Source organism: Microbacterium sp. Be9 (assembly GCF_011754135.1).
Taxonomy (GTDB): Bacteria; Actinomycetota; Actinomycetes; order Actinomycetales; family Microbacteriaceae; genus Microbacterium; species Microbacterium maritypicum_A.
In genome coordinates this window covers 61612-76803 of record NZ_WNWT01000001.1, presented here as the reverse complement: position 1 = coordinate 76803, position 15192 = coordinate 61612, and the positions used below count along the sequence as shown (strand labels likewise).

At 68.8% G+C, this 15192-nt stretch carries 16 protein-coding genes; 8 read left to right on the top strand and 8 right to left on the bottom strand.

The window, feature by feature from the left end; genetic code table 11:
- Positions 1-46: 46 nt before the first annotated feature.
- The 5 genes from GLO27_RS00375 to GLO27_RS00355 form a co-directional block, all read right to left on the bottom strand.
- Complete coding sequence (locus GLO27_RS00375) at positions 47-1138, bottom strand: ABC transporter ATP-binding protein (RefSeq protein WP_021198049.1); 1092 nt, start codon at positions 1136-1138, stop codon at positions 47-49.
- Positions 1135-1929: an ABC transporter permease subunit gene (locus tag GLO27_RS00370; protein ID WP_136025370.1), complete on the bottom strand. Its 795-nt coding sequence runs from the start codon at positions 1927-1929 to the stop codon at positions 1135-1137. The genes GLO27_RS00375 and GLO27_RS00370 overlap by 4 nt, the downstream gene beginning before the upstream one ends.
- Positions 1926-2864 carry an ABC transporter permease gene (locus GLO27_RS00365; protein ID WP_235045202.1) on the bottom strand — a complete coding sequence of 313 codons (939 nt, stop codon included), beginning with the start codon at positions 2862-2864 and terminating at the stop codon, positions 1926-1928. The genes GLO27_RS00370 and GLO27_RS00365 overlap by 4 nt, the downstream gene beginning before the upstream one ends.
- Positions 2861-4000 carry an ABC transporter substrate-binding protein gene (locus tag GLO27_RS00360; protein WP_021198046.1) on the bottom strand — a complete coding sequence of 380 codons (1140 nt, stop codon included), beginning with the start codon at positions 3998-4000 and terminating at the stop codon, positions 2861-2863. The genes GLO27_RS00365 and GLO27_RS00360 overlap by 4 nt, the downstream gene beginning before the upstream one ends.
- Before the next feature lie 134 nt (positions 4001-4134).
- A complete protein-coding gene (locus GLO27_RS00355) occupies positions 4135-4650 on the bottom strand; it encodes a GNAT family N-acetyltransferase (RefSeq protein WP_167253094.1) in 516 nt (171 codons plus the stop codon).
- 78 nt (positions 4651-4728) lie between these two features.
- On the opposite strand from GLO27_RS00355, the gene GLO27_RS00350 reads away from it, so the two are divergent.
- Positions 4729-5559: a TSUP family transporter gene (locus GLO27_RS00350; RefSeq protein WP_021198044.1), complete on the top strand. Its 831-nt coding sequence runs from the start codon at positions 4729-4731 to the stop codon at positions 5557-5559.
- A gap of 120 nt (positions 5560-5679) precedes the next feature.
- Here the strand turns inward: GLO27_RS00350 and aspS are convergent, their stop codons facing one another.
- On the bottom strand, positions 5680-7461 hold the full coding sequence (gene aspS / locus GLO27_RS00345; RefSeq protein WP_021198043.1) for an aspartate--tRNA ligase: 1782 nt from the start codon (positions 7459-7461) through the stop codon (positions 5680-5682).
- A 136-nt stretch (positions 7462-7597) separates the two neighbouring features.
- Here aspS and GLO27_RS00340 point away from each other — a divergent pair, with 136 nt between their 5' ends.
- Together GLO27_RS00340 and GLO27_RS00335 are read left to right on the top strand one after the other, a co-directional pair.
- Complete coding sequence (locus GLO27_RS00340) at positions 7598-7978, top strand: DUF5684 domain-containing protein (protein WP_021198042.1); 381 nt, start codon at positions 7598-7600, stop codon at positions 7976-7978.
- Between the two features lies 1 nt (position 7979).
- Positions 7980-8609 (top strand): histidine phosphatase family protein, encoded by a 630-nt coding sequence (locus GLO27_RS00335; protein ID WP_167253092.1) that lies wholly within the window; start codon positions 7980-7982, stop codon positions 8607-8609.
- 72 nt (positions 8610-8681) lie between these two features.
- Here GLO27_RS00335 and GLO27_RS00330 read toward each other — a convergent pair whose 3' ends face one another.
- Entirely contained in the window at positions 8682-9587 is a 906-nt protein-coding gene (locus GLO27_RS00330; RefSeq protein WP_167253090.1) for an NAD(P)/FAD-dependent oxidoreductase, read from the bottom strand.
- 57 nt (positions 9588-9644) lie between these two features.
- On the opposite strand from GLO27_RS00330, the gene GLO27_RS00325 reads away from it, so the two are divergent.
- The 5 genes from GLO27_RS00325 to ccsB all read left to right on the top strand — a co-directional run bounded on the left by GLO27_RS00325 (position 9645) and on the right by ccsB (position 14381).
- Positions 9645-10049: a MerR family transcriptional regulator gene (locus GLO27_RS00325; RefSeq protein WP_029265956.1), complete on the top strand. Its 405-nt coding sequence runs from the start codon at positions 9645-9647 to the stop codon at positions 10047-10049.
- 63 nt (positions 10050-10112) lie between these two features.
- Complete coding sequence (locus GLO27_RS00320) at positions 10113-10763, top strand: TlpA disulfide reductase family protein (RefSeq protein ID WP_029259780.1); 651 nt, start codon at positions 10113-10115, stop codon at positions 10761-10763.
- Positions 10764-10779: 16 nt separating this feature from the next.
- Positions 10780-11565 (top strand): cytochrome c biogenesis protein CcdA, encoded by a 786-nt coding sequence (locus GLO27_RS00315; RefSeq protein WP_021198978.1) that lies wholly within the window; start codon positions 10780-10782, stop codon positions 11563-11565.
- Positions 11566-11617: 52 nt separating this feature from the next.
- The gene (locus GLO27_RS00310) at positions 11618-13402 is read left to right on the top strand and encodes a cytochrome c biogenesis protein ResB (protein WP_243844686.1); all 1785 of its coding nucleotides are present in this window, start codon (positions 11618-11620) and stop codon (positions 13400-13402) included.
- A gap of 4 nt (positions 13403-13406) precedes the next feature.
- Positions 13407-14381 (top strand): c-type cytochrome biogenesis protein CcsB, encoded by a 975-nt coding sequence (gene ccsB / locus GLO27_RS00305; RefSeq protein ID WP_021198980.1) that lies wholly within the window; start codon positions 13407-13409, stop codon positions 14379-14381.
- A 120-nt stretch (positions 14382-14501) separates the two neighbouring features.
- Here ccsB and GLO27_RS00300 read toward each other — a convergent pair whose 3' ends face one another.
- The gene (locus GLO27_RS00300) at positions 14502-15092 is read right to left on the bottom strand and encodes a 2'-5' RNA ligase family protein (RefSeq protein WP_021198981.1); all 591 of its coding nucleotides are present in this window, start codon (positions 15090-15092) and stop codon (positions 14502-14504) included.
- Positions 15093-15192: the final 100 nt, after the last annotated feature.

Sequence of the window (15192 nt, the reverse complement as noted above, 5' to 3'; positions counted from 1 at the left end):
TGCGCGTAGTGGAGACGCGATCTGTCCGAGGCGGAAGATTCCGACCTCAACCGCGCGGGTGCACGGCGACAGGCTCGGGAGCGATCGCGATGCGCACCCGATCCCCGAACGCGGGGTGGGTGCCCGGCGCATGCTGCACCCGGACGAGCTCACCGGATTCGGTGCGGACGAGCGTACGACGCATGCTGCCGAGGAAGGTGCTCTCCTCGACCAGGGCATCGGCTGCGGCGTCGGCCTCGGATGCGAAGTAGACGTTTTCCGGTCGCAGATACACATCGACCGGCCCGTCCGCCCGTGACTGCAGAGGAAGCCGCTGCCCCCAGACCATCACATGATCGCCCTCGGCGACCCCGGATACGACGCTGGACAGGCCGACGAAAGCCGCGACTCCGGCGGTCGAGGGCATCGTGTAGAGCTGCTCGGGGGAACCGATCTGCTCGATGCGACCGTCGTTCATCACGGCGATCCGGTCGGAGACGGCCAGCGCCTCCTCCTGGTCGTGGGTGACGAACACGGTCGTGATGCCGAGGCGCAGCTGGATGCGGCGGATCTCGTCGCGCAGCTGCACGCGCACCTTCGCGTCGAGCGCGGAGAGCGGTTCGTCGAGAAGCAGCACCTTGGGCTCGGTCACCAGCGCACGGGCGAGCGCCACCCGCTGCTGCTGCCCGCCGGAGAGCTGGTGCGGAAAGCGGTCGGCGAAGTCGGCGAGTCCGACCAGCGCGAGGGCATCGACGGCGCGGCGCGAGGCCTCCGCCTTCGCGATCCCGCGCCGGCGCAGGCCGAAGGCGGTGTTCTCGGCGACCCGCAGGTGCGGGAAGAGCGAGTACGACTGGAAGACCATCCCGATGTCGCGCTTGTTCGTGGGCACTCGGGAGACGTCTCCGCCGCCCAGGAGCACGGCGCCCTCATCCGCACCCTCGAGACCGGCGAGCACACGCAGCAGCGTGGTCTTGCCGCAGCCGGAGGGGCCGAGGAGCGAGACGAACTCCCCGGGGGCGATGTCCAGGTCGACACCGTGCAGCACCCGGTTGCCGCCGTAGCTCTTGACGATGCCCTGCAGCTCGACGCGCGTTCCCTCGCCCGCCTGCGAGAGCAGCAGGTTGTCCTTGGTGCGCGGCAGCGCGTGGTCGAGGGTCATGAGCGGGCCTTTCCGGTACCGCGGGCGACGCGGCCGATGACGAGGAGCAGGAGGAAGACGAACACCAGCGCGAGCAGCGTGAAGATCGCCGGCGCATAGGGATCCTGTTTGTTCACGACGACCATGGCGGTCTGGAACACCTGGCGGTTCAGGAGCGAGGCGATCGTGAACTCGCCGAGCACCACCGCGATGGAGATGAGCGACGCGGCGAGCAGCCCCTGGCGGAGGTTCGGAGCGAGCACCCGGAGGACGACCGTCGGCCAGCTGGCGCCGAGCGACCGTGCGGCCTCGGAGAGGGTGCGCAGGTCGGCGGCATCGATCGACGCCTGGATCGAGCGGAACGCGAACGGCAGCACGGTGATCCCGTAGGCGAAGGCGAGCGTCCAGGTGCCGGTGCCGAAGGCGCGACCGATCTGCAGGTAGATGGGAGCGAGGCCGACCACGAGCACGATGGCGGGGATGGAGATGGGCAGCAGCACCGCGAACTCGAAGGCGGGTTTGAGCTTGGGGAAGCGCAGGTTCACCAGGATCATGGTGGGGGCGAGCAGGAGCAGCACGATGGCCACCGTGACGACGGCCAGGATCAGGGAGTTGCCCAGACCCGCCCAGATCGGCCTCAGGGTAGCGGCCGCCGCGGGGTCGAACAGCGCGATCCAGCGGGCGAACGACAGCCCGCCCTCGGGGTCGCGCAGCGTGAAGAGGAACGTCGACACCAGGGGAACGGCGAAGAACGCACCGACGAGGATGCCGATGACCCCGCGGGTCGCGAGGGAGGGACCGAGCCGGTTCACGACTGCCACCTGGCCGCGCGTCGTTGCACGAGGGAGTACAGGGCCATCACGATCCCGACGATCACGATCATGCCGAGCGCGAGGGCGCCGGCGAGGTTCTCGCGGCCGAGGACCGTCTCGCTCGTGAGGGCAGTGCGAATCTGCAGCGGCACGATCTGCGCTCCCTGACTGGCGAGGGCGGCGGCGGTGGCGTACGACGAGAACGAGTTCGCGAACAGCAGCAGCAGGCTGGCGAGGAACGACGGCGCGAGCACCGGGATGCCGATGCGCAGCCAGAAGCTCGCGCGGGTGCCGCCGAGCGTGAGGTTGGCCTCGGCCCACTGCGGCTTGAGCGCGGCGAGGGCGGGCATGAAGGTGATGACCATGAGCGGGATCTGGAAGTAGAAGTAGGGGAGGACGAGACCGGGCAGCTCGTACAGCCAGGTGCCGTTCTCGAAGATGTTGATGCCGAACGAGTCCTTCAGGAAGACCGTGACGACACCCTGGATGCCGATGGTCGCGATGAAGGCGAACGCCAGCATGACCCCGCCGAACTGGGCGAGCACACCGGCCGCGGCGTCCACAGCCGAGCGCGTTCGGCCTTCCGGGTCCATGCCGAGCAGGGCGTAGCAGACGAGCGCACCGACGAGCGCACCCACCACGGCGGTGAGCAGCGAGAGCCCGGCGGAGTTCGCGAAGGTGTTCAGCACGACGGGATCGGCGAGGGCCGACATGTTCGACCAGGTGAAGGAGCCGTCCTTGGTGAAGAAGCCGGAGCCGATCGACAGGATCGTCGGCACCGCCAGGAAGAGCACGACGTATGCGGCGAACGGGACGAGCCCGAGCCAGGCGAAGGACGGAGCGGACCGCCGGGCCCTCGCGTGCGGCGAGGACCCGGCGGAGGTGGTGGGGGCGGATGCCGCGGCATCCGCCCCCGTTGCGGTGAGGGTGGTCACTGGACCGCCGAGGCCCACTTCTCGCCGAGCAGCGTGCCGGCGTTCGTCGACTGCTCCTCGGTCGGGACGACCGTCTCCTCCGGTGCCTCGGGGAGTGCCGCAGCGAGGTCGGCGTCGATCGTGCCGGCGTCGGTCATGGCCTCCATGCGCACCGGACGGGCGCCGCCCTTCAGCCAGAGGTTCTGCACTTCGTCGCTGTAGAGGAACTCCTGCCACAGGCGGGCAGCAGCCGGGTGCGGGGCGTCGGCGTTGATGGCCTGGTTGTAGTACCCGGCGTAACCGGTGCCGTCGAACACGACGACCTTCCAGTCCTTGTTGTCGGCCGTGTGCGAGGCGTTCAGGTAGTCCCAGTCGAACACGACGGGGGTCTCGCCGCTCGCGATCGTCGCGGTGGTCACGTCGACCTTGAGCAGGTTTCCGGCCTTCTGCAGCTCGGAGAAGAAGTCGATGCCCGGCTGGAAGTCGTCGAGCGTGCCGTCGGACTGCACGGTGGCGAGGCCGACGGCGGCGAAGGCCGCACCGGCCTGGGTCGGGTCGCCGTTGATCGCGACGGCGCCCTTGTAGTCGGCCGAGAGCAGGTCGGAGAGTTCGGCCGGAGCGTCGAACTTCGACGAGTCGTAGCCGATCGACATGTACCCGCCGTAGTCGCCGACGAAGAGGCCGGTGGGCTCCTTCAGCTCCTCGGGGATGTCGTCCCAGGTCTGCACCTTGTAGGGCGCGAAGACGTCGGTGTTCTGCAGGGCGACCGTGAGGCCGATGTCGAACACGTCGGGCGCGGTGTCGAGGCCCTCGTTGGTCTTCGCCGCCTGGATCTCCTCGGCGCTCGAGACGTCGGGGGAGGCCTCGTTGATGGTGATCTCGGGGTACTTCTCGGCGAACAGGTCGAGGATCTCGCCGTAGTTCGCCCAGTCGCGGGGGAGCGCGATGACGTTGAGCGAGCCTTCGGCCTTGGCTGCAGCCTCGAGGTCGGCGAAGGTGCCGAAGTCGGTGACAGAGGTCGCGGCGGAGGCGTCGACGTCGGAGCTGCCTCCGCCGGTCGCGTCAGCTGCGCCGGAGCAGGCCGTGAGTGCGAGTGCGGCCGTGGTGGCCAGGGCGATGCCGGCGCCGATGCGCGCGCGGCGGGTGAAGCGAGCCATGAGTGTCCTCTCGGTGTCCGGCGCTGTGAGCCGGTTTCGGGTTGCGAGAGGACACTATGAGGCGCAGGTTGCCGCCCGTCGCGGGTCTGGTGAACGGACGGTGGCGAGCCGGTGGCCGAACAGGGCCGCGGAGCTCAGCCCTGCGGCACGCTGTACTTGAAGCCGCGGTGCGAGCCGACGTAGCCGAGCCGCTCGTAGAAGCGGTGCGCGTCGGTGCGGGCGGCATCGGAGGTGAGCTGCACCATCGTCGCGCCGACCGCGGGAGCCGCGGATTCGCCCACCCAGCGCATCACGGCGGAGCCGATGCCCGACGAGCGCAGACTGCTCTGCACGCGCACGGCCTCGACGAGCAGCCGCCGCGCGCCGCGGCGCGCCATCCCGGGGATCGAGGTGAGCTGCAGCGTGCCGACGATCGTGCCGTCGAGCTCGACCACGAGCAGATCGTTCGACGGCTCTGCCAGGATCTCGACGAGCCCGCGTGCGTACGCGGGACGATCCTCGTCGGACGCCACATCGCCGCGGGCCGCGCTGATCGGGTCGTCGGCGAGCAGTGTGATCACGGCATCCGTGTCGTCGACCGTCGCACGGCGCAGGAGCGCGGTTCCGATACGCGATTCGAGCGGCTGGGGCAGCGGGAGGGCGTCGAGCATGCCTCCAGTCTGCCAGCGCCCGCGTCCGGTGCGAGCGCGGATGCGGGGGTCGTGCCGACTCTCTGGAATCATGGCGAGGTGGATATCGGCGCCGTGCTCGGACTCGAGCAGCTCACGTGGGGGGTGCTGCTGCTCGTGGTGATCGCCGCGTTCTGCGCCGGCTGGATCGACGCGGTCGTCGGCGGGGGAGGGCTGCTGCAGCTGCCGGCCCTGCTGCTGATCCCCGGCATCTCCCCGGTGCAGGCGCTCGCCACCAACAAACTCGCCTCGGTGTTCGGCACCGCGACCAGCAGTGTGACCTACTACCGACGAGCCAGACCCGACCTGCGCACTGCCGTGCCGATGGCGATCATCGCGTTGATCGGGTCCTTCGGCGGAGCAGCCGTCGCGACGGTGCTGCCGCCGGCCGCGTTCAAGCCGATCATCGTGATCGCGCTGCTCGCGGTGGCACTGTTCACCGCGTTCCGTCCGCAGATGGGCGCCGCGACCCAGTTGCGGTTCCACGGCCACAAGCACCACATCATGGCGGGTGCCGCGGGGCTCGGCATCGGCTTCTACGACGGCATGATCGGACCGGGGACCGGGACCTTCCTCGTGATCACCCTGGTCGCGCTGCTCGGCTACGACTTCCTGCAGGCGAGCGCCAAGGCCAAGATCGTCAACCTCGCGACGAACGCGGGTGCGCTCATGCTGTTCATCCCGCACGGCGCCGTGCTGTGGCTGCTCGGTGGCATCCTCGCAGTCGCGAACGTCGCCGGCAGCTACCTCGGCTCGCGGATGGCGATCTCGCGCGGGACCACCTTCATCCGCGTGGTCTTCCTCGTCGTCGTCATCGCGCTGATCGCGAAGCTCGGCGTCGACGTGTGGAACGAGAACATCGTTCCCGCGTTCGCGGCGCTCTCGTCCTAGGCTCGAGATGCTCTGCGGCGCGCGGCCTGGGGGATCAGGCAGAAACGCCGGATCAGGCAGGTTCTTCGCAGAACCGCCTGATCCGGCGTGTGTGCCTGAGCTCGCGCGAGGCGGTGGGCGTCAGGCCTCGTCGTCCTCGGGCTCGTAGTCGACACCGGCCTCGGCGCGCTGCGCGTCGGTGATCGGTGCCGGGGCGGAGGTCAGCGGGTCGAAGCCGTTGCCCGACTTCGGGAACGCGATGACCTCGCGGATCGACTCGGTCTTGGTCAGGTGCTGCAGCACGCGGTCCATGCCGAGTGCGATCCCGCCGTGGGGCGGTGCGCCGAACTTGAACGCGTCGAGCAGGAAGCCGAACTGCTCGTCGGCCTGCTCGTCGCTGATGCCCATGACCTCGAACACACGCTTCTGCACGTCTTCGCGGTGGATGCGGATCGAGCCGCCACCGAGCTCCGAGCCGTTGCAGACGATGTCATACGCGTAGGCGAGAGCGGAGCCGGGGTCGGTGTCGAAGGTGTCCTGGAACTCGGGCTTCGGGCCGGTGAACGCGTGGTGCACGGCCGTCCAGGCCCCCGCGCCGACGGCGACATCGCCGGAGGCCACGGCGTCGGCTGCCGGCTCGAACATCGGAGCGTCGACGACCCAGGTGAACGCGAACTCGTCGGGGTTCAGGTAGCCGAGCCGACGGCCGATCTCGACGCGCGCGGCGCCGAGCAGCGCACGGCTCTCCTTGGTCGAACCGGCGGCGAAGAAGACGCAGTCTCCGGCTTCGGCACCGACGAGCTCGGCGAGCCCGGCCTGCTCGGCCTCGGACAGGTTCTTCGCGGCGGGGCCACCGAGCGTGCCGTCCTCGTTGAACAGGACGTAGGCGAGGCCGCGTGCGCCGCGCTGCTTGGCCCAGTCCTGCCAGGCGTCGAGCTGCTTGCGCGGCTGCGAGGCGCCGCCGGGCATGCGCACCGCACCGACGTACTCGGCCTGGAAGACGCGGAACGGGGTGTTCTGGAAGTACTCGGTCGCGTCGACGAGCTCGAGGCCGAAGCGCAGGTCGGGCTTGTCGGAGCCGTACTTGGCCATGGCGTCGGCGTAGGTCATGCGCGGCAGGGGCGTGGCCACCTCGACGCCGATCGTCGCCCACATCGCCACGATGAGCGACTCCATGAGGGTGATCACGTCTTCCTGGTCGACGAAGCTCATCTCGATGTCGAGCTGCGTGAACTCCGGCTGCCGGTCGGCGCGGAAGTCCTCGTCGCGGTAGCAGCGCGCGATCTGGAAGTACTTCTCGACGCCGCCGACCATCAACAGCTGCTTGAACAGCTGGGGGGACTGCGGCAGGGCGTACCAGCTGCCGGGGCTCAGACGAGCGGGCACCAGGAAGTCACGGGCGCCCTCAGGCGTCGAGCGGGTGAGGGTCGGGGTCTCGACCTCGGTGAAGTCGTCGGCGTGCAGCACGTCGCGGATCGCCTTGTAGACGTTCGAGCGCAGGCGCAGGGCAGCGGCCGGGGCCGGGCGGCGCAGGTCGAGGTAGCGGTACTTGAGGCGGGCTTCCTCGCCCACGGTCTCGGTGTCGGCGAGAGCTGTGGAGACCTGGAAGGGCAGAGGCGCGGACTCGTTCAGCACCTCGACGTCGGTCGCGATGAGCTCGATCTCGCCCGTGGGCAGGTTCGGGTTCGCGTTGCCCTCGGGGCGCAGCGAGACCTCGCCGGTCACCTTCAGCACGAACTCGTTGCGCAGCGGGTGGGCGATCTCCTCGTCGCGGATGACGACCTGGGCGATGCCGGAGGCGTCCCGCAGATCGATGAAAGCGACTCCTCCGTGGTCACGACGGCGATCGACCCAACCCGAGAGGGTGACGGTCTGACCGATGTGCTCGGCTCGCAGAGAGCCTGCCGAGTGGGTGCGAAGCACGGAGTATTCCTTCTGATCTGGGAAATGGGGAACCCGCCCATTCTACGGGGGCGGTCGGGAGGTCTTCGGCCCGGTCACCCGCCCCCGGGCCGGCATATCAGTAGGATCGCCACGACCCAGCTCTTACACAGAAAGGGTGCACGTGGACAACAACGGCATCTCCGATCTCTACGCATCGATCTTCTCCGGTACCACGGGCCTGATCGCGCTCGTCTTCTACATCCTCGTCGCCATCGGGCTGTGGAAGGTCTTCACGAAGGCCGGATACCCCGGCATCCTCGCGATCATCCCGATCGTGAACCTCGTCTTCCTGGTGAAGATCGCCGGCCTGTCCGGCTGGTTCGCACTGCTGTACCTCATCCCGATCGCGAACCTGATCCTTGCGATCATCGTCGCGTTCAAGCTCGGCGAGCGCTTCAACAAGGGCGGGGTCTTCTCGTTCTTCCTGCTGTTCCTCTTCCCGTACATCGGGTACCTGATCCTCGGCTTCGGGGATTCGCGCTACAGCAAGGCGTGAGATGACGGCGTCCCGGTTGCACCTCGTCCGACACGGCGAGGTGCACAATCCGGCCCGCGTGCTCTACGGTCGTCTTCCCGACTACCACCTGAGCGACGCGGGCCGGGGGATGGCCGCAGCGGCCGCCGACCATGTGGCGGCGCTCGACCTTCCCGTCTCCGCGCTCTACGCGTCGCCGCTCGAACGCGCGCAGGAGTCGGCAGAGCCGTTCGCCGAGCGCTTCGACCTCGTGCCGGAGATCGACATCCGTCTGATCGAGCCGACGAACGTGTTCGAGGGGACGCAGATGCGTCGCTCGCTGATGAATCCCATGAACTGGTGGCACCTGCGGCAGCCTTCGCTGCCCAGCTGGGGCGAGCCCTACTCGTCCATCGCGGAGCGGATGCTCGGTGTCATGGACGAAGCCTGGGACGCGGCGCCCGACGGCGACGTCGTGATGGTGTCGCACCAGGCGCCGATCTGGATCACCCACCTCCGCGTCGCCGGCCTGCCGTTGCGGCACGACCCGCGCACCCGTCGCTGCGCCCTCTCGAGCGTCACCTCGTTCGAGCGCGTCGGCGACGTCTGGCGTGAGGTCGCGTATGCCGAGCCTGCGGCGACCGGCGGCGCCGTCGATGTCGGGGCCGTCTGATCCCCGTCCTCGAATCGCGCGAAGGGCGCCGTCCTGATGACGGATGGCGCCCTTCGCGCGATTCGAGCGCGGTCAGTGCTCAGCGGCCAGCAGCGACTGGATGATGCCGACCGCTGCGAGCTGACCGGCAGCCGCGGCCAGCAGCACTGAGGCCATGGGCCCGGGAAGGGTCGCGCGGTGCGCGAGGTCGCCTGCAGCGAAGACGCCGGGGCGCGAGGTGCGTCCGAACTCGTCGATCTCGATGCACCCGGAGTCGAGCATTCCCAGTCCGAGCTGGGCGGCGAACGGCGACCGCTGGCGCATCTCCCCGGCGGAGATGAAGACGCCGTCGACGACGCTCTCGTCGGTGTCCGTGTGAACGCGGACACCTCCGTCGACCTTCTCGACGGAGGTGACCGGCGTGCGGCGCACCTGCGCGCCTTTCGCCTCGAGAGTTCGGATCTCGTCGTCTGCGAACTCCTCCCCGACGGGTGCGACGGTGATGTTCCCGGCGATCCGACCCAACAGGCCGATGAGGTGCTCGGCCCGAGGTGCGGCGCCGATGATGGCGATGTCCCTGCCGGCATGCTCGTGTCCGTCGCAGAACGGGCAACTGAAGGCGAATGTGCCCCACAGGTCGTGCAGCCCCGGGACATCGGGAAGGTCGTCGGCGACGCCCGTGGCGAGGATGACCCGACGTCCCTCGACGATGGTGCCGTCGGCCACGCCCACGACGAACGCGCCCTCGACGCCCGAGACGCTCGTCGCCGCCACGTCGCGGATCTCCACGTCGTCGTACTCCTTGAGCTCGGCGCGGGCGGTCGCGCGCAGCTCCGAGGGTGGCATCCCGTCCGCGCCGATCATGTTGTGCATGTGCAGCACGGTGCCGTTGCGGTACTCGCCCGAATCCAGGAGCAGAGTCGAGCGGTGCATCCGTCCGAGGGTCAGTGCGGCCTGGAGTCCTGCCGGTCCTGCGCCGATCACGATGGCGTCGTACATGGGGGTCCTTCCGGTGGCGGGGTTGCTTTCCCCGTCAGTCTGTGACTTCATGTCAACATGAAGTCAAGCGATGCGCACCCCTGGTCCGTCGGCGATGTGGCCGAGCGCTTCGAGCTGCCGACGAACGTGCTGCGGCACTGGGAGTCGGTGGGGCTGCTCACTCCTCCGCGCGACTCCGCAGGGCGGCGGCGCTACGGCGAGGATGAGGTCGTGCGCATCGCCGTGATCCAGCGCAGCAAGGCAGCGGGGATGAGCCTCGAACAGATCGCGGTGCTGCTCGACGACGGGAGCGCCGGGCGGCACCAGGTGTTGCAGCAGCACCTGGACGACATCGATCGCCGTATGGAGGAGATGCGTCGATCGCGGGAGATGACCGAGCACGCGATGGGCTGCCGCGCGCACGACATCGCCACCTGTCCGCGGTTCCGGGCGGGCGTGGACGACGTCCTGGCGCGCTTCTGATGGGCCTCCGGAGGGTGCTCGTTTCCGGCTCGCGCATAGGAAGCTCTGCGTAAACTCGGAGTCGTGCCAAGCGATTCGACGGTCCGTCCGATCCGCAGCGGCCGCTCCTCCCGCACACGGCGCTCGCGCCGTGCGGTCGGTGCCGCGCTCGCTGCGGTGCTCGCCATCGGTCTGAGCGCCTGCGCTCCCGATCCGGTCAGCGAATCGTTCCTGAACGGCGAGAACACCGGTTATGTCGCCGCTGACGGCGCGATCGTCGAGATCCCGGTCTCCGAGCGCGGTGAACCCGTCGTCTTCAGCGGAGTGACCGAGAAGGGCGAGGAGTTCGACAGCGCCGACATCGCCGGACAGGTCGCTGTCGTCAACTTCTGGTATGCCGGCTGCGCGCCGTGCCGCCTCGAAGCAGCCGATCTGGAAGGTGTCTGGCAGGACTTCCGCGATCAGGACGTCGCGTTCATCGGCATCAACACCCGTGACCAGGCGGACACGGCAGTGGCCTTCGCGAACGAGTACGGCGTCACGTACCCGAGCCTGATCGACGTCGACACCGCCCAGGCCAAGCTCGCCTTCGCGAAGGAGACGCCGATCGCCGCGACGCCGACGACCCTCGTGCTCGACAAGCAGGGCCGGGTCGCCGCGCGCATCATCGGCCCGATCGACGGCAAGTCGATCCTCTCCACGCTCGTCAAGGACGCCCTCGCGGAGACGTCGTGACCACCCGGGGAACGTCGTGAATCCCGAAGCGATCATCGGATCCGGGGCGCTCTGGATCGCGATCCCGGTGGCGATGCTCGCGGGACTCGTCTCGTTCCTCTCTCCGTGCGTGCTGCCTCTCGTCCCCGGTTACCTCGGCTTCCTCGGCGGTGCGGTCGCTCCGCGGTCGACCGCTGCTGCCGGTGCGGAAGGTCAGACGACGACGCAGACCACCGAAACCGCGACGCGGGGGCGACTCGTCGGGGGCGTGCTGCTGTTCATCCTCGGGTTCACGATCGTCTTCATCCTCTACACCGTGCTCGGCGGCACGGCCGGGGTCTTCCTGCTGCAGTGGGGTGACCTCATCACCCGCATCCTGGGCGTGGTCATCATCGGGATGGGCCTCGTGTTCCTCGGCCTCTTCGGCTTCGCGCAGAAGGAGTTCCGCTTCCACGTCGACTCCAAGGCGGGGATCGTCGGTGCGCCGCTCCTCGGGGTTGCGCTCGGGATCGGCTGGGCACCGTGCATGGGGCCGACGCTCGCGGCCATCCTCGCCCTCTCCTTCAACGCCGGCGATCCGGTGCGCGCAGGTTTCCTCGGCCTGGCCTATTCGCTGGGCCTCGGGATCCCGTTCCTGCTCGTCGCCCTCGGCTTCGGCTGGGCGACGAAAGCGGTCGGCTTCCTCCGCCGCCACGTCCGGGTCGTCAACATCGTCGGCGGCGTGATGCTGATCCTGCTGGGCATCCTGATGGTGACCGGCCTCTGGACCGACATCATGTCGCGCCTGACGGCGGTGATCGGAAGTGTCATCCTCCCGCTCTGATCGCTCCACGACGTCCACCAGCTCCGACAAGAACCCCCGCACTGAGAAGGCCATGACCAAGAACAAGGGTGCCGCGAACAGCGACTCCAGCGATCCGCTCCGCCCGTCCGACCACGTCGACGGCGACGACTCGATCACCCAGCCGCGGCTGGGGTTCGTCGGCTGGCTGCGCTGGGGCTGGCGTCAGCTGACCTCGATGCGCACGGCGCTCATCCTGCTGCTCGTGCTCGCGATCGCCGCGATCCCGGGCTCGATCTTCCCGCAGCGGATGGCCGACCCGAACGGCGTCACGCAGTGGGAGCGCGACAACCCCGACCTCTTCCCGGTGCTCGACGGGCTGAAGCTGTTCGATGTGTACCTGTCGCCGTGGTTCTCGGCGATCTACCTGCTGCTGTTCGCCTCGCTCGTCGGGTGTGTGATCCCGCGCATCAAGCACCACGCCAAGGCACTGCGCGCGCGTCCGCCGCGCACTCCCGCTCGACTGCAGCGACTCGAGGACTACCGCGCCGTCACGCGCGATCCCGCTGTGGACTCCGGAACCAAGACGGGTGATGCGGAAGCGGAGGCGGCCGCGTCCATCGACGTCGCGACGAAACAGCTGAAGGCCCTCGGCTACCGGGTGGAGCGCTACGACCGCGGACGCACGTTCTCAGTCTCCGCCGAGCGCGGCTACTGGCGCGAGACCGGCAACCTGATCTTCCACCTCGCCCTCGTGGGCGTGCTCGTCACGGTCGGCATCGGCGGCGGTTTCTCGTACACCGGTCAGCGCGTGCTGGTGGAGGGGGAGACGTTCGCCAACACGCTCCTCGACTACGACTCGATGAACCGCGGTCGCTTCGTGGGTGACGATGCGTTCGCCCCGTACTCGATGCGCCTCGACTCGTTCGATGTGACGTATCAGCCGTTCGGCGAGCCCGGCTCCGGACAGGCCGGCGACTTCTCCGCCAACGTCACGGTGCAGGAGAACGGGGAGGAGCGCACGGGGTCCGTCAAGGTCAACGAGCCGCTCGGGGTGGCCGATGACGACGTCTTCCTGCTCGGCAACGGCTACGCGCCGACCGTGACCGTGCGCGACCCCGAAGGCAATGTGGTGTTCACGAACAGCACCCCGTTCCTCCCTCAGGACAACAACATGACCTCGCTGGGCGTGCTCAAGGTGCCGGACGGGCTGGCCGAGCAGGTCGGCCTGGTCGGGTTCTTCTACCCGACGACGGGTGTGCTCGAGAGCGGCGCGTTCTTCTCCGCGTACGGCGACCTCACGAACCCGACGCTCACGCTCGACGTGTACACGGGCGACCTCGGCATCAACGAGGGCGTGCCGCGCTCGGTCTACGTGCTCGACACCACCGGGATGACAAAGCTCACCGGCCGCACCACCGACGTGAAGTCGATCGAGCTCGCCCCCGGACAGACCGCGCAGCTGCCCAACGGCCTCGGCTCGGTGACCTTCGAGGACGAGTCGCCGGCCGGCGCGACGGATGCCTCTGAGTCGGTGAAGCGTTTCGCCTCGCTGCAGATCCACCGCGACGAGTCCGGAGTGTGGGTGCTCGGCTTCGCGCTGCTCGCCCTCGGCGGCCTCATGATCGCGCTGTTCGTTCCGCGCCGACGCGTGTGGGTCAAGGCCACGGCGCACGATGGCGAGATCGCCCTCGAGTACGCGGCCCTCGCGCGAGGGGAAGACCCGACGCTCGCGGCAGCCGTGGAAGACCTCGTCGCCGGTCACGCCCGACTGCTCGATGCGGCCGGGGGCACCACGGCGCGCCCACCGATCGATGATCCCGCGGACGAGTCCGCCGAGCCGGAAGCCCCGGCAACCGACACCCGGAAAGTAGACTGACACCATGCTCGAGCTCAACGTGATCTCGCCGGTCCTGCTCTGGACGGCGATCGCGATCTACGCGGCGGCCTTCGTGGCGTACGCCTTCGATCTCGCGCGGCGCTCGCAGGCGACGGCCGATGCGCAGAACGTGCGCGAGTCGGTGCTCGTCGGGGCCGGTGGCGGCAGCATCACCGCATCCACCGGCGCTCCCGTGGCAGACGCCGCTCCGCAGCGATACGTGATGGCCCGGATCGGTACCTCCCTGACCGTGCTCGGTTTCCTCTTCCACCTCGCCGCCGCGGTCACCCGTGGCATCGCGGCAGGCCGGGTGCCGTGGGCCAACCTGTACGAGTTCGCGATGATGGGCACGCTGCTCATCATCGCGGTGTACCTCGTCGTGCTCACTCGCATCGACCTGCGCTTCCTCGGTACCTTCATCACCGGCCTCGTCGTGGTGCTGCTCGGCCTCGGTGCGACGAACTTCTACGTCGATGTCTCGCCGCTGATGGACCCGCTGAAGAGCGTGTGGCTCGTCATCCACGTGTTCGTGGCCTCGGTCGCGACGGCGTTCTTCGCCCTCGCATTCGCCCTGTCGGTGATCCAGCTGATGCAGTCGCGACGTGAGCGACTTCTCGGCGAAGGCGCGAAGAAGACCGGGCCCGGCTTCCTCCGTACCTTCCCGAACGCCGTGCGCCTGGAGAGCCTGGCGTACATGTTCACCATCATCGGCTTCATCCTCTGGACCTTCACGCTCATCGCGGGGTCCATCTGGGCCTACTACGCCTGGAGCCGCTTCTGGGGCTTCGACGTCAAGGAGACCTGGACCTTCGTGATCTGGGTCATCTACGCCGGATACATCCACGCCCGTGCGACGCGCGGCTGGCGCGGCAACCCCTCGGCCTGGCTGGCGATCGTCGGGTTCTCCGCTGTGATCTTCAACTTCACGATCGTGAACGTCTTCTTCAAGGGCCTGCACGCCTACTCCGGCCTGAGCTGAGTCTGCCTCCGGCTGTGAAAACGGAGACCTCCCGGCTCCGTCCCGGCGCGTCTGAACAAGACACGCGGGGCGGGGTGCGGGAGGTCTCTGTTTTGGCCGAGGGGCGAGCTGGGCCGAGGATCAGCCGCCGAGAGGGAGGACCTCGGCGTGCTCGATGCCGTCTTCGTACCAGACCAGCTCTGCTTCGGCGATGACCTCGGTGGGCGCGGATGAGAGCGGGCGGACCTCGGCTTTCGCGAATCGCGACCAGTCGGCCGCGTCGAGAGTCTTGCCGTAGAGCACCGACAGGTGGAACGTCCAGTCGGCCAGCGGGAGTTCGCCGAGGCGGCGGTAGTCCGTGGCGTCCAGCGCGGCAGTCAGGGTCGAGTACGCCGAGACGAGCGAGGCACTCCGGGCGAGGCGCACGATCAGGATCTGCCAGGGCAGGGGGAACTCGTCGACGGCCTCGGCGCTCACCTCGATCGGTTCCTGCCGTGCCGCCCAGGTGCGGATCAGCGCGGTGAGTTCCTCGCGCCGCTCGGGCTCAAAGAACCCCCGGAGCGTGACGTGTCCGGTGTGCGGACGCCGCGCCGGGATGACGAGGCGATCGAGCGCGGTCTCCTGGATCTCCCGATAGACCTCGGCGACCGCACCGGTGGGCCGGAGCACGAGGTACTGCTGCCCCTCGAGGCTCGCGAGTTGGTCGGGGGTGTCCATGAACGGTCGACGCATGTCAGGATCCTAGGTCGCGGGCGACGCATGCCGAAACGGAGACGGTCACAGGCGCGGCCCGGCGCGTCATGCGTCGACGCGCCGGGCCGGGCACTGGTGG

Bases quoted from the DNA above. Each gene is read 5' to 3' on its own strand.
- GLO27_RS00335 (WP_167253092.1), top strand. From the start codon at position 7,980: ATGACGGCGTCCCGGTTGCACCTCGTCCGACACGGCGAGGTGCACAAT.
- GLO27_RS00360 (WP_021198046.1), bottom strand. From the start codon at position 4,000: ATGGCTCGCTTCACCCGCCGCGCGCGCATCGGCGCCGGCATCGCCCTG.
- GLO27_RS00300 (WP_021198981.1), bottom strand. From the start codon at position 15,092: ATGCGTCGACCGTTCATGGACACCCCCGACCAACTCGCGAGCCTCGAG.
- GLO27_RS00325 (WP_029265956.1), top strand. From the start codon at position 9,645: ATGAAGTCAAGCGATGCGCACCCCTGGTCCGTCGGCGATGTGGCCGAG.
- GLO27_RS00375 (WP_021198049.1), bottom strand. From the start codon at position 1,138: ATGACCCTCGACCACGCGCTGCCGCGCACCAAGGACAACCTGCTGCTC.
- GLO27_RS00355 (WP_167253094.1), bottom strand. From the start codon at position 4,650: ATGCTCGACGCCCTCCCGCTGCCCCAGCCGCTCGAATCGCGTATCGGA.
- GLO27_RS00310 (WP_243844686.1), top strand. From the start codon at position 11,618: ATGACCAAGAACAAGGGTGCCGCGAACAGCGACTCCAGCGATCCGCTC.
- ccsB (WP_021198980.1), top strand. From the start codon at position 13,407: ATGCTCGAGCTCAACGTGATCTCGCCGGTCCTGCTCTGGACGGCGATC.
- GLO27_RS00330 (WP_167253090.1), bottom strand. From the start codon at position 9,587: ATGTACGACGCCATCGTGATCGGCGCAGGACCGGCAGGACTCCAGGCC.